This window comes from Acutalibacter intestini (assembly GCF_034334985.1).
Lineage (GTDB): Bacteria > Bacillota > Clostridia > Oscillospirales > Acutalibacteraceae > Acutalibacter > Acutalibacter intestini.
On the sequence record NZ_JAWXXL010000020.1, the window covers coordinates 15,117 to 32,164 of the forward strand.

A 17,048-nucleotide genomic window follows, 5' to 3' on the forward strand; every position below is an offset into this window, starting at 1 on the left:
CTGCGTAATAGTCTACATTTTCAAGACCATCCCACAAAAGATACCCAGAAAAGGAGTCCTTCTATGGCAGAAAACACAAACCGCTTTCAAGCGAAAGCCCGCGTCCTTCCCCTAACCAGAACCTATGTTATGGGAATTTTAAACGTTACGCCCGACTCCTTCTCAGATGGAGGCCGTTTTCTGGACCCAGAGCATGCCTTGGCCCGGGCCTGGGAAATGGTCCAGGAAGGGGTGGACATTATCGACGTGGGCGGACAGTCCACCCGGCCGGGGTATACGTGCGTTTCTCCAGCAGAGGAGTGGGCGCGCATCAAGGATGTGCTGCCCAGGCTAAAAGACATGGCCGGGCCCCTGGTCTCGGTGGATACCTTCTATCCCCAGGTGGCACAGTGGGCTCTAGAGGCCGGGGCGGACGTGATTAATGACGTGAGCGGCTTTGGGGACGAGATGCTTCGGGCAGTGGCGGGCTCGGGCTGTGGCTGCGTGGTGATGCACCCCCGGGGGGCCCTGGAGGGTGATATTTTAGGGGAGGTGCGGGCCTTTTTTGAGGAGCGCCTAAACGCGGCCCATAGACTGGGGATTTCCCAGGAAAGAGTTTGTCTGGACCCGGGCATTGGCTTTGGTAAGACCCTGGAGGACAACCTGCGGCTGATTGCCAACGTGGGAGCCACCCGAATTCCTGGAGTGGCCTACCTGATGGCCGCCTCCCGAAAGCGGGTGACCGGCGCGCCCTGCGGCAACCCGCCTTTTGAGGAGCGCCTGCCCGCCACGTTGGCGGCACATACAGCGGCAATCTTAGGAGGCGCGGACTTGGTGCGGGTCCACGATGTGAAGGAGGCCGTGCAGGCCGCCCGCATGGCCGACGCTTTACAGGGGCGCTGCGCCTTGCCCCCCACCTAGGAGCATTGATCTTGGGTTGGGCCGCTGGCTTCTGCCGCGAAGCGGTAGATTGGGTAAGGCCTGTTGGTTTGCGGGCGTAGTCTTGCAAAGAGAGGAGAAATGGGCATGGACAAGATCATGATAAAGGGCCTGGAAATTTTTGCCTACCACGGGGTAAACCCAGAGGAGAAAACCGACGGGCAGACCTTTATACTGGATATTACTCTGTGGACCGACCTGGCCCGAGCCCGGCGCTCGGACCGCCTGGAGGATACGGTGAATTATGCCGCTGTGCGCAAAACGGTACAGAGAGCTTTTACACAGCAAAAATATGATCTGATCGAGCGGGCGGCTCAGGTGGTCTGCGAGGCGGTACTGGCGGGTTTTCCCCAGGTAGAGAAAGTGACGGTGCTGCTGAAGAAACCCCAGGCGCCCATGAACGCCAAGTTCGACTATGTGGCCGTAGAGGTGGAATCCGCCCGGCCGCAGGAAAGGAGGCCGCTGCCATGCAGGCCGTGCTAGGATTAGGCTCGAACCTGGGAGACAGGGAGGAAAACCTGGCCGGAGCCATGAGTCTTTTAGAGAAGCTGCCGGGCACCCAGGTGTTGGCCCTCTCTAATATTTATGAGACAGAGCCCTTTGACGTAGGCTCGCCCCAACAGGACTATTTAAACTGTTGCATGCTGCTAGAGACCAGCCTGGACCCAGAGCAGCTGCTGGACCGCTGCCTGGAGATTGAGACTAAGCTGGGCCGGGTGCGCTCCGAGTACCATGGGGCCAGGACCCTGGACATCGACCTGCTTTTGGCCCAGGGCTTTACCAGCACTGCCGAAAAGCTGACGGTGCCCCATCCAGGTATTTTGCAGCGGGCCTTTGTAATGGTGCCCCTTTCGGACTTGTTCCCCCTGCACACAGCCCTAGGCCTGGACTTTTCCGGGGCGTATGAGGCTGTGGACAAGTCTGGGGTACGGTTGTATAAATAATTTTCCCCATAAGAAAGGACGTAAAGGTATGGAATACATTATTGGCATTGATCTGGGCACCAGCGGCACCAAGACTGTTTTATTTGACCGGGAGGGCAGCGTGGTGGCCAGTGCCACCATAGAGTACCCCATGTATCAGCCCCAGAACGGCTGGGCCGAGCAGAATCCGGAGGACTGGTGGCAGGCCGCTGCCGGAACCCTCTCTCAGGTGATCTCAAAAGTGGACCCCAAAGATGTAAAGGCCGTGGGCCTTTCCGGCCAGATGCACGGCCTGGTGATGCTGGATAAAGAGGGCCGGGTGCTGCGCCCCTCTATCATCTGGTGCGACCAGCGCAGCGGTAAACAGTGTGAGGAAATCACCCAGCGGGTGGGGCGGGAGCGGCTTATTGAGATCACCGCAAACCCCGCCCTGACGGGCTTTACCGCCTCAAAGCTGCTGTGGGTGCGGGAGAACCAGCCGGAAATTTACGCCCAATGCGCCCACATCCTGCTGCCAAAGGACTATGTGCGCTATATGTTGACAGGAGAGTTTGCCACCGAGGTCTCCGATGCCTCCGGTATGCAGCTTTTGGATGTGCCGGGCCGCTGCTGGAGCCAAGAAGTGCTGGACAAGCTGGACCTGGACCCAGCCCTGCTGGCCAAAGTGTACGAGTCCCCAGAGATCACCGGCGAGGTTACCAACGAGGCCGCCAAGACTACCGGCCTGCGCCCAGGCACCCCAGTGGTGGGCGGCGCGGGAGACAATGCGGCTGCGGCGGTGGGTACTGGCGTGGTGGTGGATGGCAAAGCGTTTACCACCATTGGCACCTCGGGGGTGGTGTTTGCCCACACAGACCAACTTTCCATCGACCCCCAGGGCCGGGTGCATACCTTCTGCTGTGCGGTGCCCGGGGCCTGGCACGTGATGGGCGTCACCCAGGGGGCCGGCCTCTCCTTAAAGTGGTTCCGGGACAACTTCTGCTCTCCGGAGATGACCGCTGCCCAGGGCCTGGGGGTGGACCCCTATGTGGTGATGGACAAGCAGGCCGCTCTTTCGCCAGTGGGGTGTAATAAACTCTTCTATCTGCCCTACCTAATGGGTGAGCGGACCCCCCACCTAGACCCAGATTGCCGTGGGGTATTCTTTGGACTTTCCGCGATGCACCAGCGCCGGGACCTGCTGCGGGCCGTAATGGAGGGTGTGGCCTATTCCCAGCGGGACAGCATGGAGGTACTGCGGGGCATGGGAGTTACCGCAGGAACGATGCTGGCCTGTGGCGGCGGCGGGACCTCCCCCCTGTGGCGGCAGATGCTGGCCGATGTGTACAACTGCCCGGTACAAACGGTTCAGTCTAAAGAGGGCCCGGCCCTGGGCGCGGCGATTTTAGCGGGCGTGGGCGCGGGGCTGTACCCCTCGGTGCAAGAAGCCTGTGCCCAGCTGATTAAGCTGAATCCGCCTCAGGCCCCTGTTAGGGAGAATGTGGAGAAATACGAAAGGCTTTACCAGGTCTACACCAGCATTTATCCAGCACTGAAGGAAAACTACCAGCAGCTGGCCCGACTGGAGATATAAGCCGTGTCCAGGCTGATTATTCTGCGGGGCAATTCCGGCAGCGGAAAGACCAGCTTGGCCAAGCTTTTGCAGCGGCGGCTGGGCCGGGGAGTCATGCGTATTTCCCACGATATGGTACGCATGGAGATCCTGAATATCAAGGCCCCGGGGGACCTGCCTCTGCTGATGGAGATGCTGCGCTATGGCCATGCCCATGCCGGGACTACCGTGCTGGAGGGAATTCTGGGCAGTGACGCGTATGCACCTCTGTTCCAGTTGGCAAAGGCGCTGTACGGGGAAGAGATTTTCGCCTATTATTACGACCTGCCCTTTGAGGAGACCCTGCGCCGCCACGCCAGCAAGCCCAACCGCGACGACTTTGGCGAGGAGGACATGCGCCGCTGGTGGCGGGAGCGGGACCTGCTGGCAGACATTAAAGAGAAAGTCTTTGGGCCGGAGATAAGCCTTACAGCGGCAGAGGAGCAGGTGCTTTCTGACCTGGAGGGGAGGAAATTGCCATGAGGGTTTCTATTCTATCTTTCAGCGGCCGTTCCGGGGGAAACTGCGGCCGCATTGCCCAGGAAATCCGCCGGTTTTGGAGAGATCGGGGCGAAGCGGAGGTCTATGACTTTTCCACCTTCACGGTTACGCCCTGCGGAGGCTGTGGATATGTGTGTTTCCAGGAAAGGGAATGCTGTCCCTATATGGATGACCCGGTGGCTGGACTTTTCCAGGCGGTGACAGATAGCGGCCTAGCCTATTATGTTGTGCCGAACTACTGCGACTACCCATGCGCCAATTATTTTATTTTTAATGAGCGGAGCCAGTGCTATTTTCAGGGGCGGCCCCGGCTGCTGGAACAATATTTGGCGGTAAGGAAGAAGTTCATTGTGGTAAGTAACACGGGCCGGGACAACTTTACCGCTGCCTTTCGCTATCAGCTGGAGGAAAATGTAGAGCCAGAGGTTCTGTTCCTTAGCGCAAAGCAGTTTCATAAAGTCAGCGTCCGTGGCGACATCATGGACTCTGCCAAGGCACGGGAAACCCTGCAAAGCTTCATCCATCAGGAGGAAAAATATGACAGACAAGATCATTCTTAGCGCGGACAGTACCTGCGACCTGGGTGACCAGCTGAAGGCCCGGTACGACGTACACTATTATCCGTTTCACATTATTCTGGAAGAGAAAGATTACCAGGATAATGTGGACATCACAGTAAAAGAGATTTTTGACGCGTATTATGACCATAAAGCCCTGCCCCGCACCGCCGCCATTAATATAAGCGAATATGTGGACTATTTTAAAGGCTGGGTAGAGTCAGGCTTTGACGTGATCCATCTAAACCTAGGCGGGGCTATCTCCAGCGCTCACAAAAACTGTGTGCTGGCTGCCAAAGAGCTGGCCGGGTCCGGCGCTCCCGGGCGGGTGTATCCCATTGACAGCTACAGTCTCTCCACAGGGATTGCCCTACAGGTCATGGATGCTGGAGAGATGATCCAGCGGGGAATGTCCGCTGGGGAGATTGCCAAGCGGCTGGAGGAGAACCGGAGCAATGTGCACGCCAGCTTTATTCTGGACACCCTGGACTTTATGCGGGCCGGGGGACGCTGCTCCACAGTGGCGGCGGTGGGGGCCAACCTGCTGAGCCTGAAACCTTGTATTGAGGTGGACAATACGGACGGCAGTATGCACGTGGGTAAAAAGTATCGGGGAAACCTGAAAAAGGTGCTGGTCCAGTACGTGAAGGAAAAGCTGACCCAGTACCCAAACCTGAAAAGGGACCATATTTTCATTACTTATTCCACTATTTCTCCTGAGCTGGAACAAACCGTGCGAGAGGCGATTCAGTCTGTAGAGGCGTTCCAGGAAATTCACACCACCTGTGCCAGCTGCACCATAGCCTGCCACTGTGGGCCAAACACCCTGGGCATTTTGTTTGAGACGGAGGACTAAGCCCATGGAGCAGTTAAGGCAAAAATTTGCCGGACAGCATTTGGTAAAACGTACCCTTGTGATGCTGGTGGCAGTGATCTTTATGGGCATGGGCGTAGGATTCTTTATGCTGGGGACCATGGGTAGCGACCCCTTTTCCACCCTAAATTTGGGGGTCTCTTCCAAGCTTGGGCTCAGCTTTGGGTCCTGGCAGGCGGTTTTTAATATTCTCCTGCTGGTCATTATCGTGATATTCGACCGCTCGAAGTTGGGACTGGGCACCATAGGAAATATGTTCCTGGTAGGCTTTTCGGCGGATGTTACCGGGGGGCTGCTGGGTCAGGTACTGGTGGCGGACCAGCTGGGCATTCCCGCCCGGGTGGGCTTAACCCTTTTAGGCGTGTCCATGCAGCTGGTGGGGTGCTCCTTTTATGTCACCTGCAATCTGGGGATGGCCCCCTATGATGCTATTAGCTATCTTGTGCCAGAGCGGACAAAGATTCCTTTTCGGTGGTGGCGTATTTTTTTAGATGTGGTATGTGTGTCGGTGGGCTTTGCCTGCGGGGCCTCCATTGGTATTGGCACGCTGATTATGGCCTTTGGAACGGGGCCCATACTGCCGCTGCTAAATCAATACGTAGCAAAGCCCCTGCTGAAAACGAAAGAGAGTTCGTAAGAAAAAGCACATAAGCCCCTAGGGACGCATGAGAGAAGGGAGTCCAGGGGGTGAGCGTCTGCCAGTGGCCGACAAGCTGTGAACCGGACGAGGCGGCAGCTGAAATTCGGAGCCCCACGGTCTTGCCCATAAAGACGTGAAAGCGCATTGCGGGAAGAGTTGACAAAAGCCAAAAGGAGATTGGCTTTGCCAACTCTTGGGTCCCGCATAGCGAGGGAAGGGTGCTTGCAAGAAAAAGCACCCTTCCCAATTTTCCCCATGTTCCCCGCGAAGCGAACACACCAAATCCGCCTAAAAAGAAAAAGACAAAAAGGGCAACTGGCTTTTGAGGCCAGCAGCCCTTTTTTATTCAGACTTATACAATACATTTATACGAACTCAATTTTACCTCAAAAATATCATTCCGGCCTTATCTCTGCTTGGCGGCATAACCGTGCCCGCCGCCCACAGAGTAGGTCTGCGCCAGCATGTTGGCGGTACTCAGCCCATTGTCGCGCAGGGCCTTTTTCTCCGCCAGCTTTTTGGCCTGTTCCTTTACCAGCTTCTTCTCGTACCGGGCTTGCAGCCACTGGGATATTTTCCATTTCTTTTTCATGACTCTCTGCCTCCTTATTAGGCCGATGGGGTGGATTCTTACCAGCTATATTTTAGCATAATTTGGGGGGAGTCAAGAGACTTTAGTCAATTTGGAAAAAGGCCTACAGTGGTGGGGCGGCTTCTTGTGGGCCGCTGTTTCGGCGTTGCTTTGCAACGGCGAAAAGCGCTGGGTTTTTGTGGCGCTGGCCTGGTGCTCCCGCTTTTCTTAGGGGGCCGGGATGGGTTAGTGGCCCCACTTTGTTTTGGTTCGCGCCGCTAGGGTCAAGGTCGTGGGACTCTGTCCCACACCCTGCCAGGGCTTCTCGCCCTGGACCTCGGAAGGGGCCTAACGCCCCTTCACCGCGCAATGTTCCCCAAGTGCGGGGCTCTTCGCTATTTAAATCCCCAGCAGCCCGGGCACTGCGTCCTTCATCTTTTGGATGATTGCCTCGGCCCCGGCTTTGGTGGCGTCCTTGCCGGAAAGGTAGATCTTGATCTTCGGCTCCGTGCCCGAGGGGCGTACAATCAGCTTGCAGCCGTTCTCCATGCGGTACTCCAGCACGTTGGACTTGGGCAGGTCGATCCTGCCCTCTTTGTCGCCATAGGACACGGACTCCTTGTAGTCGCTACGGCCCACCACCTTGGCCCCGGCGATTTCGGCGGGCGGATTCTGGCGCAGGTTTTCCATAATGCCGTTCATGGTATTCATGCCGTCCTCGCCTTCAAAGCCAAAGTTGCACAGGTCGTTTTTATAGAACCCGTACTTCTCGTACAGGGCGTTCATGGCGTCCACCAGGGTCATGCCCTTTTCTTTGTAGTAAGCGGCCATCTGGCAGATGAGCATACTGCCGTCCACAGCGTCCTTGTCCCGTACGTAGCCGCCGGACAGGTAGCCGTAGCTCTCCTCAAAGCCCAGCAGGTAGCTGTCGGCATTGCCCTCTTTCTCTTCCAGCTCGGCAATGATGTCGCCGATATACTTAAAGCCGGTGAGGCAGCGGCGCAGCTCCACGCCATACTCTTTGGCGATTGGGTCCACCATGTCGGTGCTGACGATGGTGGTCACCGCCACAGGGTGGGCGGGCAGACGGCCCTGCTCCTTCTTCACCCGGGCGATGAAGTCCAGCAGCAGAATGCCCACCTCGTTGCCGGTCATCAGCACGTACTCGCCCTTCTGGTTTACAGCGATGCCCACCCGGTCGCTGTCCGGGTCCGTGGCCAGCAGCAGGTCGGGCTCTACCTTTTTGCACAGCTCCAGGCCCTTTTCCAGGGCCTCCCGGAACTCGGGGTTGGGGTAGGGGCAGGTGGGAAAGTTGCCGTCGGGCTCGCTCTGCTCGGGCACCACGGTCACGTCTTTCACGCCAATTTTATCCAGGATGCGCAGCACGCACATTTTGCCCGCGCCGTTAAGGGGCGTGTACACCAGCTTCAAGGAACTGGCGTCCACATGCAGACTTTCGCCGTAGACGGCCGCAATAAAGGCGTCCACGGTCTCGTCGCCAATATACTGAATCAGGCCCTTGTCCACGCCCTCTTGGAAATCCATTTTTTTCACGTCCGCAAAGATGTCTAGCGAGTTGATCTCGTTCATAATGCCGTCGGCCATGTCCGCGGTCACCTGGCAGCCGTCGCTGCCATAGGCCTTATAGCCGTTATACTTGGCGGGATTATGGCTGGCGGTTACGCAAATGCCCGCGTCGCACTTTAGGTGGCGCACCGCAAAGGACAGGGCCGGGGTGGGCATCAACTGGGGATACAGATAGGCTTTAATGCCGTTGGCAGCCAGCACAGCGGCAGACTGCTGGGCAAAGGCAATGCCCTTATTACGGCTGTCGTGGGCAATAGCCACGCTTTGGGGCTTACCATCCGCGTGTTTCAGCAGGTAATTAGCCATACCCTGGGTGGCCTTGCGCACAGTATAGACATTCATGCGGTTGGTACCCGCACCGATCACGCCCCGCAGGCCGCCGGTGCCAAACTCCAGGTCGCGGTAGAAGCGGTCATTGATCTCCTCGGGCTGGGCTTTTACAGACTCCAGTTCCTGGGTCAAGTCCTTATCGTCCAGGTCTTGCTGAAGCCATCTTTCAAATTCTGACATAAGCATCGTCCCTTTCTCCCGGCCAGCCGTATCGAGAAAGGGCCTCGTGGCATTTGCCGGATATATTATGATAATTTTACCATTTTTTGTTAGAAAAGTCAACTGCATTTGTGGGCAGGGAGGAGGTAAATGGAGAAAAGGGCGTTTTTTAAAAATACTTGCGCACCCGTTTGCGATACGCTTGGTATTCTTCGCCGAACCGGGCGGCACACCAGCGCTCTTCCGCCCGAATAATCCAGTGGCCTGATAGGATAAAACACGCGGTTAGCCCCAGCAGCAGCCAAGACTTAGCCAGCGTGGCACAGCCCAGAAAGATGAGGTCATAGGCCACATACATGGGGTTCCGGGAAAAACGGTAGATTCCTTTGGTACTAGGGCTTGTTTGAAAAATCGAAAACGTCGTCTTTTTTGCCAGAAGAGGCCACTTTCTACGTCGAAAATCCTCGTCAATCGCGAGATTGCCTTGCGGTTTTCTCCTTGAAATTGTCCCCTTCTGGCCCAAAATTCGTCATTTCCTCTATTTTCAAACAAGCCCTAATCCCTGTCTGGCAGGGAGAACAGAACGCCGCGACAGCGGCCGCCAGAAGTCCAAGACCCAGAAGGTACAGCCCAAGCCCGGCCCCAAACCCCAGGAGCTGAGTGTGGATATTTTCAAAAAACATTCCCACAAACAGCCCCGCGCTAGAAAGCTGGTAGACCCAAAAAGCGCCTCGGGTCCCTCTCTCCATAGGGGGCAAAGTGAGAGGCCCGGTCCAGGCTGCTGCGGCATAAATGCCCATTAGGCCAAAGCGGAGCACAAGAAAAGGAATGAGTAGAACGGCGGCGCTCATGGGACCAGCAGGTCTTTCAGGTACTGGCCGGTGTAGCTGGCCTCAACCTTGGCCACCTCCTCCGGCGTGCCCTTTGCCACAATGGTCCCGCCCCGGTTGCCTCCCTCGGGACCCAGGTCAATAATATAGTCCGCCGTCTTAATCAGGTCCAAATTATGCTCAATAACCACCACGGTATTGCCCGTATCCACCAGTCTTTGCAGTACCTGAATCAGCTTGTGTACGTCGGCGATATGCAGGCCCGTGGTGGGCTCGTCCAGAATATAAATAGTCTTGCCAGTGGGCCGCCGGGAGAGCTCGGTGGCCAGCTTTACCCGCTGGGCTTCGCCGCCGGAAAGGGTGGTGGCCGGCTGGCCTATCTTTACATACCCCAGGCCTACGTCGTTGATGGTTTGCAGCTTCCTTGCCAGCTTGGGCAGATCCTTAAAGAACTCCAGGCCCTCCTCGGCGGTCATTTCCAGCACATCATAGATGCTCTTGCCCTTGTACTTTACCTCCAGGGTCTCCCGGTTGTAGCGGTGGCCCTTGCACACTTCGCAGGGCACGTACACGTCGGGGAGAAAATGCATTTCAATGCGTATAATGCCGTCACCCTGGCAGGCCTCGCAGCGGCCGCCCTTTACGTTAAAGCTGAAACGCCCGGGGCCAAAGCCCCGCAGCTTTGCCTCTTGGGTGCTGGCGAAAAGATCCCGGATGTCGTTAAACAGCCCGGTGTAGGTAGCGGGATTGGACCGGGGAGTGCGGCCAATGGGGGACTGGTCGATTTGAATGACCTTATCGAGAAATTCCAGGCCCCGTATTTCCTTGTGGGCCCCAGGGAAAGTGTGGGCCCGGTTCAGTTCGGCGGCCAGCTTCTTATAGAGAATCTCGTTAATCAGGGACGACTTGCCTGACCCGGATACCCCGGTGACGCAGACGAACTCTCCCAGGGGAATTTTCACGTTGACGTTTTGCAGATTATTCTGGCTGGCCCCCCGGATCTCTAAAAAGTTCCCGTTTCCGGTGCGGCGGGTCTCGGGTATCTCCACCTTGCGCCGGCCGCTTAGGTACAGGCCAGTCATGGACTGCTTGCATTTTTCAATTCCCTTTACTGGACCCGAGTAGATGACATTTCCCCCGTGGACCCCGGCCCCGGGGCCAATGTCCACAATATAGTCCGCCTCCCGCATGGTCTCCTCGTCGTGTTCCACCACAATCACCGTGTTGCCCAGGTCCCGCAGGTGCTTTAGGGTGCCCAGCAGTTTGCTATTATCCCGCTGGTGCAGGCCAATGGACGGCTCGTCCAGAATATACAGCACGCCCATCAGGGACGAGCCGATCTGGGTGGCCAGACGGATGCGCTGGCTCTCGCCACCCGAGAGAGTGCCCGAGGACCGGGACAGGGTCAGGTACTCCAGACCCACGCTCTGCAAAAAGCCCAGCCGGGACTTGACCTCCTTGATAATGGGCGCTGCGATCAGCTTTTCCCGGTCGGTAAGCTCCAGGGCGGCCAGAAACTCCAGGGCTTCTGTAACGGACTTGTCGCAGAAATCCGCGATGTTTACGTCTCCCACCGTCACCGCCAGGCTCTCGGCAGAAAGCCGCTTGCCGTGGCACTGGTCACAGGGCACGGCGGTCATGTAGGTCTCAATCTCCGCCTTAATCCAGTTGGAATTGGTTTCTCGGTAGCGGCGCTCCAGGTTGTTGATAATACCCTCGAAGGCGGAGGTATAGCTGCTGCCGTGGCCGTACTCGCCCATGCGGGTCAGCTTGATTTTCTCCCCCTTGGTGCCGTATAACAGAATGTCCACGATCTCCGGGGAAAGTTCCCCGATGGGGGTGTCTAGGGAGAAATGGTAGTGCTTTGCCAGGCCCTCCATATACATGGTGGCAATGGTGCTCCCTTCCATAGCCCAGCCGCTGGCCTTTAGGCCCCCCTTGCGGATGGAGAGCTTTTTGTCCGGGATGATGTTCGCGGGGTCGATGCGCATAAACACCCCCAGGCCCGTGCACTTTTTGCAGGCCCCAAATGGGTTGTTAAAGGAGAACATCCGGGGGGTCAGCTCGTCTACACTGACGCCGTGCTCGGGGCAGGCGTAGTTCTGGGAAAAGGTGATGTCCTCGCCGTCGATGACGTTGACCACCACCAGACCCCCGGTGAGGCCCGAGGCCACCTCAATAGAGTCTGCCAGCCGGGAGCGGATGTCCGCCTTTACTACCAGCCGGTCCACCACGATTTCAATATTATGCTTTTGGTTTTTGTTCAGGGAGATGGGCTCGTTCAGGTCATAGAGAATGCCGTCCACCCGGGCCCGGACAAAGCCGCCCCGTCGGGCCGCGTCGAATTCCTTTTGGTGTTCGCCCTTGCGCCCCCGCACCACCGGGGCCAACACCTGGAGCTTGGCGTTTTCCGGCAGGGCCAGCACCTGGTCCACAATCTGGTCAATGGTCTGCTGCTTGATCTCCCGGCCGCAGATGGGGCAGTGCGGCACGCCGATGCGGGCGTACAGCAGCCGCAGGTAGTCATAGATCTCGGTAACAGTTCCCACCGTGGACCGGGGGTTTTTGGAAGTGGTTTTCTGGTCGATGGAGATGGCCGGGGATAGGCCGTCTATTTTGTCCACGTCGGGCTTTTCCATCTGGCCTAAGAACATCCGGGCATAGGAGGAGAGGCTCTCCACATACCGGCGCTGGCCCTCGGCGTAGATGGTGTCAAAGGCCAGGGACGACTTGCCCGAGCCAGAAAGGCCGGTAAGCACCACCAGCTTGTCCCGGGGGATGGTGACGTCGATATTTTTCAGGTTGTGTTCGCGGGCGCCGTGCACTTCGATTTTGTCTAGGCTCATGTTGCGTTTTTCTCCTTGTAATCTGTGGCTTGGGTTGTGGGGCATAAAGGGGGATATGTTAGCAGACTTCCTGCAAAGTGGCAGAAAGTCAACCAGAGAGCGCGGTCCAGGCGCATTAGGCACCTGGCAGGGTGTGGGACAGAGTCCCACGGTCTTGCCGTAGGGCGCGCTTCTTTGCGCCCTTCGGGCTTTTACGTACTCAAACGCCCGAAGGGCGTATGGGCATTTTCAGAGAAAATGCCCATAAAGTGCTTGATGCACTAGAAGGCCTCCGGCGGCTGGGGCTCTGCCCCCTTCCCCGCAACCTTTGAAAAGGTTGACGAAACTTTTTCTGTTCCGCCGCCGGAAGATTCTGCGTTATTATATCATGTATTTGTGCCTATAACCAGAAATTTCCTTTAGGTTTTCCTCCCGGCTCCCTGCCAGCCGGACCACCCCGGGCAGATGGTAAAAGGCCACGGTATCTTCCGGGGCGAAAGCCTCCGCATCCCCAGCGCAGAGAAATACTTTTTTGCCCAAGGCCAAGGCCATTCCCAGCTCCACATGGGTCCCCCGGCCGCCGGGCAGCAGAAGAATCACCAGGTCCGAGCGTTCAATGGCCTCCCGCTCCCGGGCGGCGTATTCCGCCAGGTCCGCCGCCGTCAGGCCCCGGCGGGGGAGCATGGTCCAGTCATAGGTGTGCACCCAGGCCCTCCGCAAGGCGGCCCTGGCCCGGTCCCGTTCCGCCGGGGAAGGGGCCTCTATCAGAATGTCGACGATGGGCTTGGCCCAGATGCCCTCTATGGCCGTGCTGCCCACATGGCTTACCTGAACAGAAGGTCCCAGCAGGCCGCGCAGAAGGGCCTCTTCCTCCCGATACCAGTCCGCCCAACTATCTTGATGCTCTGTCAAAAAAATGGGGAACAGCTGCCACAGCTCTTCCAGGGTCATTTCGCTAAGGTTTTTACCCATGCCGTCTTTCCACCTTCTTGGCCGAAACCATCACCCAGGCCGGACGGAAGCCGCATTTCCAGGCAATGTTCTGGGAGTGGACATTAGAAAGGCTGGTGCCGTAAAAGGGCAGGGCCCCCCGGCGCTCTACCTCATAGGCCAGGCCCTCCACCAGCAGCATGCCTAAGCCCCGGCTCCGGTACGCTGGCAGCACGTCAATGCCGATCTGCCACATCTCTGGCGCGTCCGCGCTGGCCCCGGCCATAGCGGCGGGCCTGTCCCCGTCCAGAGCCAGCAGGGCCAGCATATCGGGCCGGGCGGGGTTCTCCTCTGCTTGCAGGGCGTTGGGCCAGTCCCGGTTGGGGTAATAAGCGGCGATATCCTCCTTTTCCAGCCATTGCAGGCCCAGGTCCGCTGGCGCCTGAACGGGGGCGAAGTCCCGGATGGGCAGGTACTGGTGGAAGGTCTGGGTCAGCCTATAGCCGTAGGGGGTCAGAAGCTCTGCCAGTCTTTGCATCCGGGGAAATTCCAGCAGCCAGTGGGGCTGCTCCGCGTCTTTTGCCCAGTCCCGCAGCTGGGGCCAAAGCCGTTCGTCGGCCATTATAACAGCGGCTGTGCCGGTGGTAGCCAGCTCGAAAAAAGGTGTTTTGCCCCAATAGGCCCTCCGCCCCGGGTTCAGGACCGGAGGGGTAAAAATCAGGCCCCCGGCCCCAAGGGCCCCTGGAGTGGTGTTGTAGTCCACAGCCAGCTGGGCAAGGCCAATGGCCCAGGCTTTTTGTTTATCCATTTCCTTTTCTCCTTCTGGGCACCGGCGCGTGTCCGGCCCCCTGGCCCTCTAATTCCTTTATCTTGTCCCGCAGGTACGCCGCGTGCTCGAATTCCAAGAGCTTTGCCGCGGCTTTCATCTCTTTTGTGTACTTCTCTATCAGCTCCCGGCGTTCCGCGGGGGTATAGTGTTTCTTCTTTTTCTTGCCGTCCTCTTTATGGGTAGAGATCTCCAGTACCTCGGCCACGTCTTTCATAATGGTCTTTGGCACAATGCCGTGGTCTGCGTTATACTTTTCCTGAATGGCCCGGCGGCGCTCGGTCTCGGTAATAGCATACTCCATAGAGGGCGTCACCGTATCGGCATACATAATCACCTGGCCCCCGGCGTTTCGGGCGGCGCGGCCAATGGTCTGCACCAGGCTGCGGCCACTGCGCAGAAACCCCTCTTTATCCGCGTCCAGAATAGCCACCAGGGAGACCTCTGGCAGGTCCAGGCCCTCTCGCAAGAGGTTGATGCCTACCAGCACGTCGAACTCGCCCAAGCGCAGGTCCCGTATAATCTCCATACGCTCCACGGTGTCAATGTCATGGTGCATATACCGCACCTTAATGCCATAGTTTTCCAGGTAAGCGGTCAGGTCCTCGGCCATCTTTTTGGTCAATGTAGTGATAAGAACCCGTTCCTTTTTCTCTATACGCAGATTAATCTCGCTAATCAGGTCGTCAATCTGCCCATCAGTGGGTTTCACAGTGATTAGGGGATCCAAAAGCCCTGTGGGACGGATAACCTGCTCCACCACCTGGGCGGACTTTTCCAGCTCCAGGTCCCCAGGGGTGGCGCTGACGAATACTGCCTGGTTGATGTGAGAGTAGAATTCATCGAAGTCCAGGGGACGGTTGTCATAGGCCGAGGGCAGCCGAAATCCGTAGTCCACCAGCATCTGCTTGCGGGCGTGGTCCCCGCCGTACATGCCCCGTACCTGGGGCAGGGTCACGTGGCTCTCGTCTACAAAGAGCAGGTAGTCTTCTGGGAAGTAGTCCAAAAGGGTAAAAGGCGCGCTGCCCGCCTCCCGACCGGAGAGCACCCGGGAATAGTTTTCGATCCCCTTGCAGAAGCCGATCTCCGAGAGCATCTCAATGTCGTGGCGGGTGCGCTGCTCAATGCGCTGAGCCTCGATAAGCTTGCCATCCGCCTTGAATATAGCGGCCTGTTTTTCCATCTCGTCAAAGATGTTGGCAAGGGCCACTTCCATTTTGGCCCCGGGTACAATGTAGTGGGAGGCTGGGTAAATACCCACGTGTTTCAGCTCGGCGGTGACCTCCCCGGTGAGAGGGATAAACTCCCGGATGCGCTCGATCTCGTCCCCAAAGAACTCTACCCGTACCGCCTTTTCGCTGCTCTCGGCGGGAAAGATCTCCACCACATCCCCCCGCACCCGGAACTTGTTGCGGATAAAGTTCACATCATTGCGTTCGTATTGCAGCTCTACCAGCTTGCGCAGCAGATCGTCCCGGTTCTTCTCCATGCCTGGGCGCAGGGAGATGACCATAGTCCGGTAGTCAATAGGATCGCCCAAGCTGTAGATGCAGGACACGGACGCCACGATAATCACGTCCCGGCGCTCCGAGAGGGCGCAGGTGGCGCTGTGGCGCAGCTTGTCTATTTCATCGTTAATGGCCGAGTCCTTTTCAATATAGGTGTCTGTCTGCACAATGTAGGCTTCAGGTTGGTAATAATCGTAATAGGACACAAAATATTCCACCGCGTTTTCAGGAAAAAATTCCCGGAACTCGCTGCAAAGCTGGGCGGCCAGAGTCTTGTTGTGGGCCAAAATCAGGGTGGGGCGGTTTACCTGGGCAATGACGTTGGCCATTGTAAAGGTCTTGCCAGAGCCAGTCACGCCCAGCAGGGTTTGTTCCGCCATGCCAGACTGGATGCCCTGGACCAGGCGGGAAATAGCTTCCGGCTGGTCGCCGGTGGGCTGGAACTTAGACGAGAGCTTAAAATCCATAGGAAAGGCCCTTTCTGTAAGATAAAATTGACGGTTATAATTCTGGAAATGAAATAGACGCGGGCAGGCGCCATAGGCAGTCCGCTACCCGCGCAGCAGCCCCTCTGCCTCCATCTGTTCCGCCCAGCAAAGATCATTGGTCAGCTCGTCCCGCCGTTGGTCAACAATCTGGGTAACGGTCTGCTGAAGAATTCCGCTGGCAGAAAAGGAGAAGGTCCCATCTGCCGCAAAAATAATATGGTCCCGCAGCCGGGCGTCTATGCTCATCAGTGCGGCGGCCAGCTGCCGGGTGATCATTGCATCCTCCTTTGAGGGCAGGCAAACGCCGCTGGGGTGGTTGTGGGCCAGCAGAACCGTTTGGGCATCGTACTCAATACACAGTTTGATCAGCCTGCGGATGTACAGCGGCACACCGCCCAGAGAGCCTTCTGTAAGAATATCATTATAAATTAGCTGTTGGTGGCCGTTCAGCAGCATAACGCAGACCACCTCGGTTTTCCGGCCCAGGAATTTAGGCCGGAAAAGCTCCACAGCGGAAGGAGAATCCGCCACCCGGAACAGTTGTCCAGCCTGCTCCTCCATGTAGAACCGGGCCAGGTCTGCTGAAAGGAATAAAAGCCGGGCGGCATGGGCGTGCATGCCAGGCATAGCAGCCACTCGCTCCTGGGGAGCGGTAAGGATGGCAGAAATGCTGCCCATGGAGTCTAGCAGACTCTGTGCGGCGGTCTGTGCCTGGTCCGGCATCAGCGTATAGCTAAGGATCTCTGTCAAAAGCTTTAGCCGCTGGGCGGGGTCTCCGCCGTAGTGTGGCTTATGGTTTTTTCTGCTTGCCGCCATAGGGGGCCTCCTTCAAGAATAGGTTTATCATATCAAACATTTGTTTTTATGTCAATACCCTGCTTAGAGCGGGGTGTGTCCAAACGAAGAGTTTATGACGTTGTTTTGGGGTCTCTCCCGCCGATGAAATCGGCTGGGCCCGGTGGGGCCAGGGCGTTCCCATTACTTGGGCTG

At 57.4% G+C, this 17,048-nt stretch carries 16 protein-coding genes; 8 read left to right on the forward strand and 8 right to left on the reverse strand.

Features of this window, described 5'->3' with window-relative positions; all coding sequences use genetic code 11:
• The first annotated feature begins 63 nt into the window (after positions 1 to 63).
• From folP to U8U68_RS13930, 8 genes are all read left to right on the forward strand, one after another.
• On the forward strand, positions 64 to 900 hold the full coding sequence (gene folP, locus U8U68_RS13895) for a dihydropteroate synthase (RefSeq protein WP_322201780.1): 837 nt from the start codon (positions 64 to 66) through the stop codon (positions 898 to 900).
• Between the two features lie 105 nt (positions 901 to 1,005).
• Entirely contained in the window at positions 1,006 to 1,401 is a 396-nt protein-coding gene (gene folB, locus U8U68_RS13900) for a dihydroneopterin aldolase (protein WP_322201782.1), read from the forward strand.
• On the forward strand, positions 1,386 to 1,862 hold the full coding sequence (gene folK, locus U8U68_RS13905; protein ID WP_322201784.1) for a 2-amino-4-hydroxy-6-hydroxymethyldihydropteridine diphosphokinase: 477 nt from the start codon (positions 1,386 to 1,388) through the stop codon (positions 1,860 to 1,862). The genes folB and folK overlap by 16 nt, the downstream gene beginning before the upstream one ends.
• Positions 1,863 to 1,890: 28 nt before the next feature.
• Positions 1,891 to 3,414 carry a xylulokinase gene (gene xylB / locus U8U68_RS13910; RefSeq protein WP_322201786.1) on the forward strand — a complete coding sequence of 508 codons (1,524 nt, stop codon included), beginning with the start codon at positions 1,891 to 1,893 and terminating at the stop codon, positions 3,412 to 3,414.
• Between the two features lie 3 nt (positions 3,415 to 3,417).
• Entirely contained in the window at positions 3,418 to 3,915 is a 498-nt protein-coding gene (locus U8U68_RS13915; RefSeq protein ID WP_322201788.1) for a P-loop NTPase family protein, read from the forward strand.
• Positions 3,912 to 4,493: a flavodoxin family protein gene (locus tag U8U68_RS13920; protein ID WP_322201790.1), complete on the forward strand. Its 582-nt coding sequence runs from the start codon at positions 3,912 to 3,914 to the stop codon at positions 4,491 to 4,493. The genes U8U68_RS13915 and U8U68_RS13920 overlap by 4 nt, the downstream gene beginning before the upstream one ends.
• On the forward strand, positions 4,471 to 5,346 hold the full coding sequence (locus U8U68_RS13925) for a DegV family protein (protein ID WP_322201792.1): 876 nt from the start codon (positions 4,471 to 4,473) through the stop codon (positions 5,344 to 5,346). Before U8U68_RS13920 ends, U8U68_RS13925 begins: the two co-directional genes overlap by 23 nt.
• 4 nt (positions 5,347 to 5,350) lie before the next feature.
• Positions 5,351 to 6,001, forward strand: a complete 651-nt coding sequence (locus tag U8U68_RS13930) for a YczE/YyaS/YitT family protein (protein WP_322201793.1) — start codon at positions 5,351 to 5,353, stop codon at positions 5,999 to 6,001.
• Positions 6,002 to 6,410: 409 nt separating this feature from the next.
• On the opposite strand, the gene U8U68_RS13935 is transcribed toward U8U68_RS13930, so the two are convergent.
• The 8 genes from U8U68_RS13935 to U8U68_RS13970 form a co-directional block, all read right to left on the reverse strand.
• Positions 6,411 to 6,596 (reverse strand): hypothetical protein, encoded by a 186-nt coding sequence (locus U8U68_RS13935; RefSeq protein ID WP_322201795.1) that lies wholly within the window; start codon positions 6,594 to 6,596, stop codon positions 6,411 to 6,413.
• Positions 6,597 to 6,974: 378 nt separating this feature from the next.
• On the reverse strand, positions 6,975 to 8,672 hold the full coding sequence (locus U8U68_RS13940) for a phospho-sugar mutase (protein ID WP_322201797.1): 1,698 nt from the start codon (positions 8,670 to 8,672) through the stop codon (positions 6,975 to 6,977).
• A gap of 148 nt (positions 8,673 to 8,820) precedes the next feature.
• Positions 8,821 to 9,174, reverse strand: coding sequence for a methyltransferase family protein (locus U8U68_RS13945; protein ID WP_322201799.1), 354 nt, complete (start codon positions 9,172 to 9,174; stop codon positions 8,821 to 8,823).
• Positions 9,175 to 9,498: 324 nt separating this feature from the next.
• The gene (uvrA, locus tag U8U68_RS13950; RefSeq protein WP_322201801.1) at positions 9,499 to 12,327 is read right to left on the reverse strand and encodes an excinuclease ABC subunit UvrA; all 2,829 of its coding nucleotides are present in this window, start codon (positions 12,325 to 12,327) and stop codon (positions 9,499 to 9,501) included.
• A gap of 360 nt (positions 12,328 to 12,687) precedes the next feature.
• Complete coding sequence (locus tag U8U68_RS13955) at positions 12,688 to 13,278, reverse strand: GrpB family protein (protein WP_322201803.1); 591 nt, start codon at positions 13,276 to 13,278, stop codon at positions 12,688 to 12,690.
• Complete coding sequence (locus U8U68_RS13960) at positions 13,271 to 14,044, reverse strand: GNAT family N-acetyltransferase (protein ID WP_322201805.1); 774 nt, start codon at positions 14,042 to 14,044, stop codon at positions 13,271 to 13,273. Before U8U68_RS13960 ends, U8U68_RS13955 begins: the two co-directional genes overlap by 8 nt.
• Positions 14,037 to 16,037 (reverse strand): excinuclease ABC subunit UvrB, encoded by a 2,001-nt coding sequence (gene uvrB / locus U8U68_RS13965; RefSeq protein WP_322201807.1) that lies wholly within the window; start codon positions 16,035 to 16,037, stop codon positions 14,037 to 14,039. Before uvrB ends, U8U68_RS13960 begins: the two co-directional genes overlap by 8 nt.
• An 84-nt stretch (positions 16,038 to 16,121) precedes the next feature.
• Positions 16,122 to 16,874, reverse strand: coding sequence for a JAB domain-containing protein (locus U8U68_RS13970; RefSeq protein ID WP_322201809.1), 753 nt, complete (start codon positions 16,872 to 16,874; stop codon positions 16,122 to 16,124).
• Between the last annotated feature and the right edge of the window lie 174 nt (positions 16,875 to 17,048).

Bases quoted from the DNA above. Each gene is read 5' to 3' on its own strand.
- folP (WP_322201780.1), top strand. From the start codon at position 64: ATGGCAGAAAACACAAACCGCTTTCAAGCGAAAGCCCGCGTCCTTCCC.
- folB (WP_322201782.1), top strand. From the start codon at position 1,006: ATGGACAAGATCATGATAAAGGGCCTGGAAATTTTTGCCTACCACGGG.
- folK (WP_322201784.1), top strand. From the start codon at position 1,386: ATGCAGGCCGTGCTAGGATTAGGCTCGAACCTGGGAGACAGGGAGGAA.
- xylB (WP_322201786.1), top strand. From the start codon at position 1,891: ATGGAATACATTATTGGCATTGATCTGGGCACCAGCGGCACCAAGACT.
- U8U68_RS13920 (WP_322201790.1), top strand. From the start codon at position 3,912: ATGAGGGTTTCTATTCTATCTTTCAGCGGCCGTTCCGGGGGAAACTGC.
- U8U68_RS13925 (WP_322201792.1), top strand. From the start codon at position 4,471: ATGACAGACAAGATCATTCTTAGCGCGGACAGTACCTGCGACCTGGGT.
- U8U68_RS13930 (WP_322201793.1), top strand. From the start codon at position 5,351: ATGGAGCAGTTAAGGCAAAAATTTGCCGGACAGCATTTGGTAAAACGT.
- U8U68_RS13935 (WP_322201795.1), bottom strand. From the start codon at position 6,596: ATGAAAAAGAAATGGAAAATATCCCAGTGGCTGCAAGCCCGGTACGAG.
- U8U68_RS13940 (WP_322201797.1), bottom strand. From the start codon at position 8,672: ATGTCAGAATTTGAAAGATGGCTTCAGCAAGACCTGGACGATAAGGAC.
- uvrA (WP_322201801.1), bottom strand. From the start codon at position 12,327: ATGAGCCTAGACAAAATCGAAGTGCACGGCGCCCGCGAACACAACCTG.
- U8U68_RS13955 (WP_322201803.1), bottom strand. From the start codon at position 13,278: ATGGGTAAAAACCTTAGCGAAATGACCCTGGAAGAGCTGTGGCAGCTG.
- U8U68_RS13960 (WP_322201805.1), bottom strand. From the start codon at position 14,044: ATGGATAAACAAAAAGCCTGGGCCATTGGCCTTGCCCAGCTGGCTGTG.
- uvrB (WP_322201807.1), bottom strand. From the start codon at position 16,037: ATGGATTTTAAGCTCTCGTCTAAGTTCCAGCCCACCGGCGACCAGCCG.
- U8U68_RS13970 (WP_322201809.1), bottom strand. From the start codon at position 16,874: ATGGCGGCAAGCAGAAAAAACCATAAGCCACACTACGGCGGAGACCCC.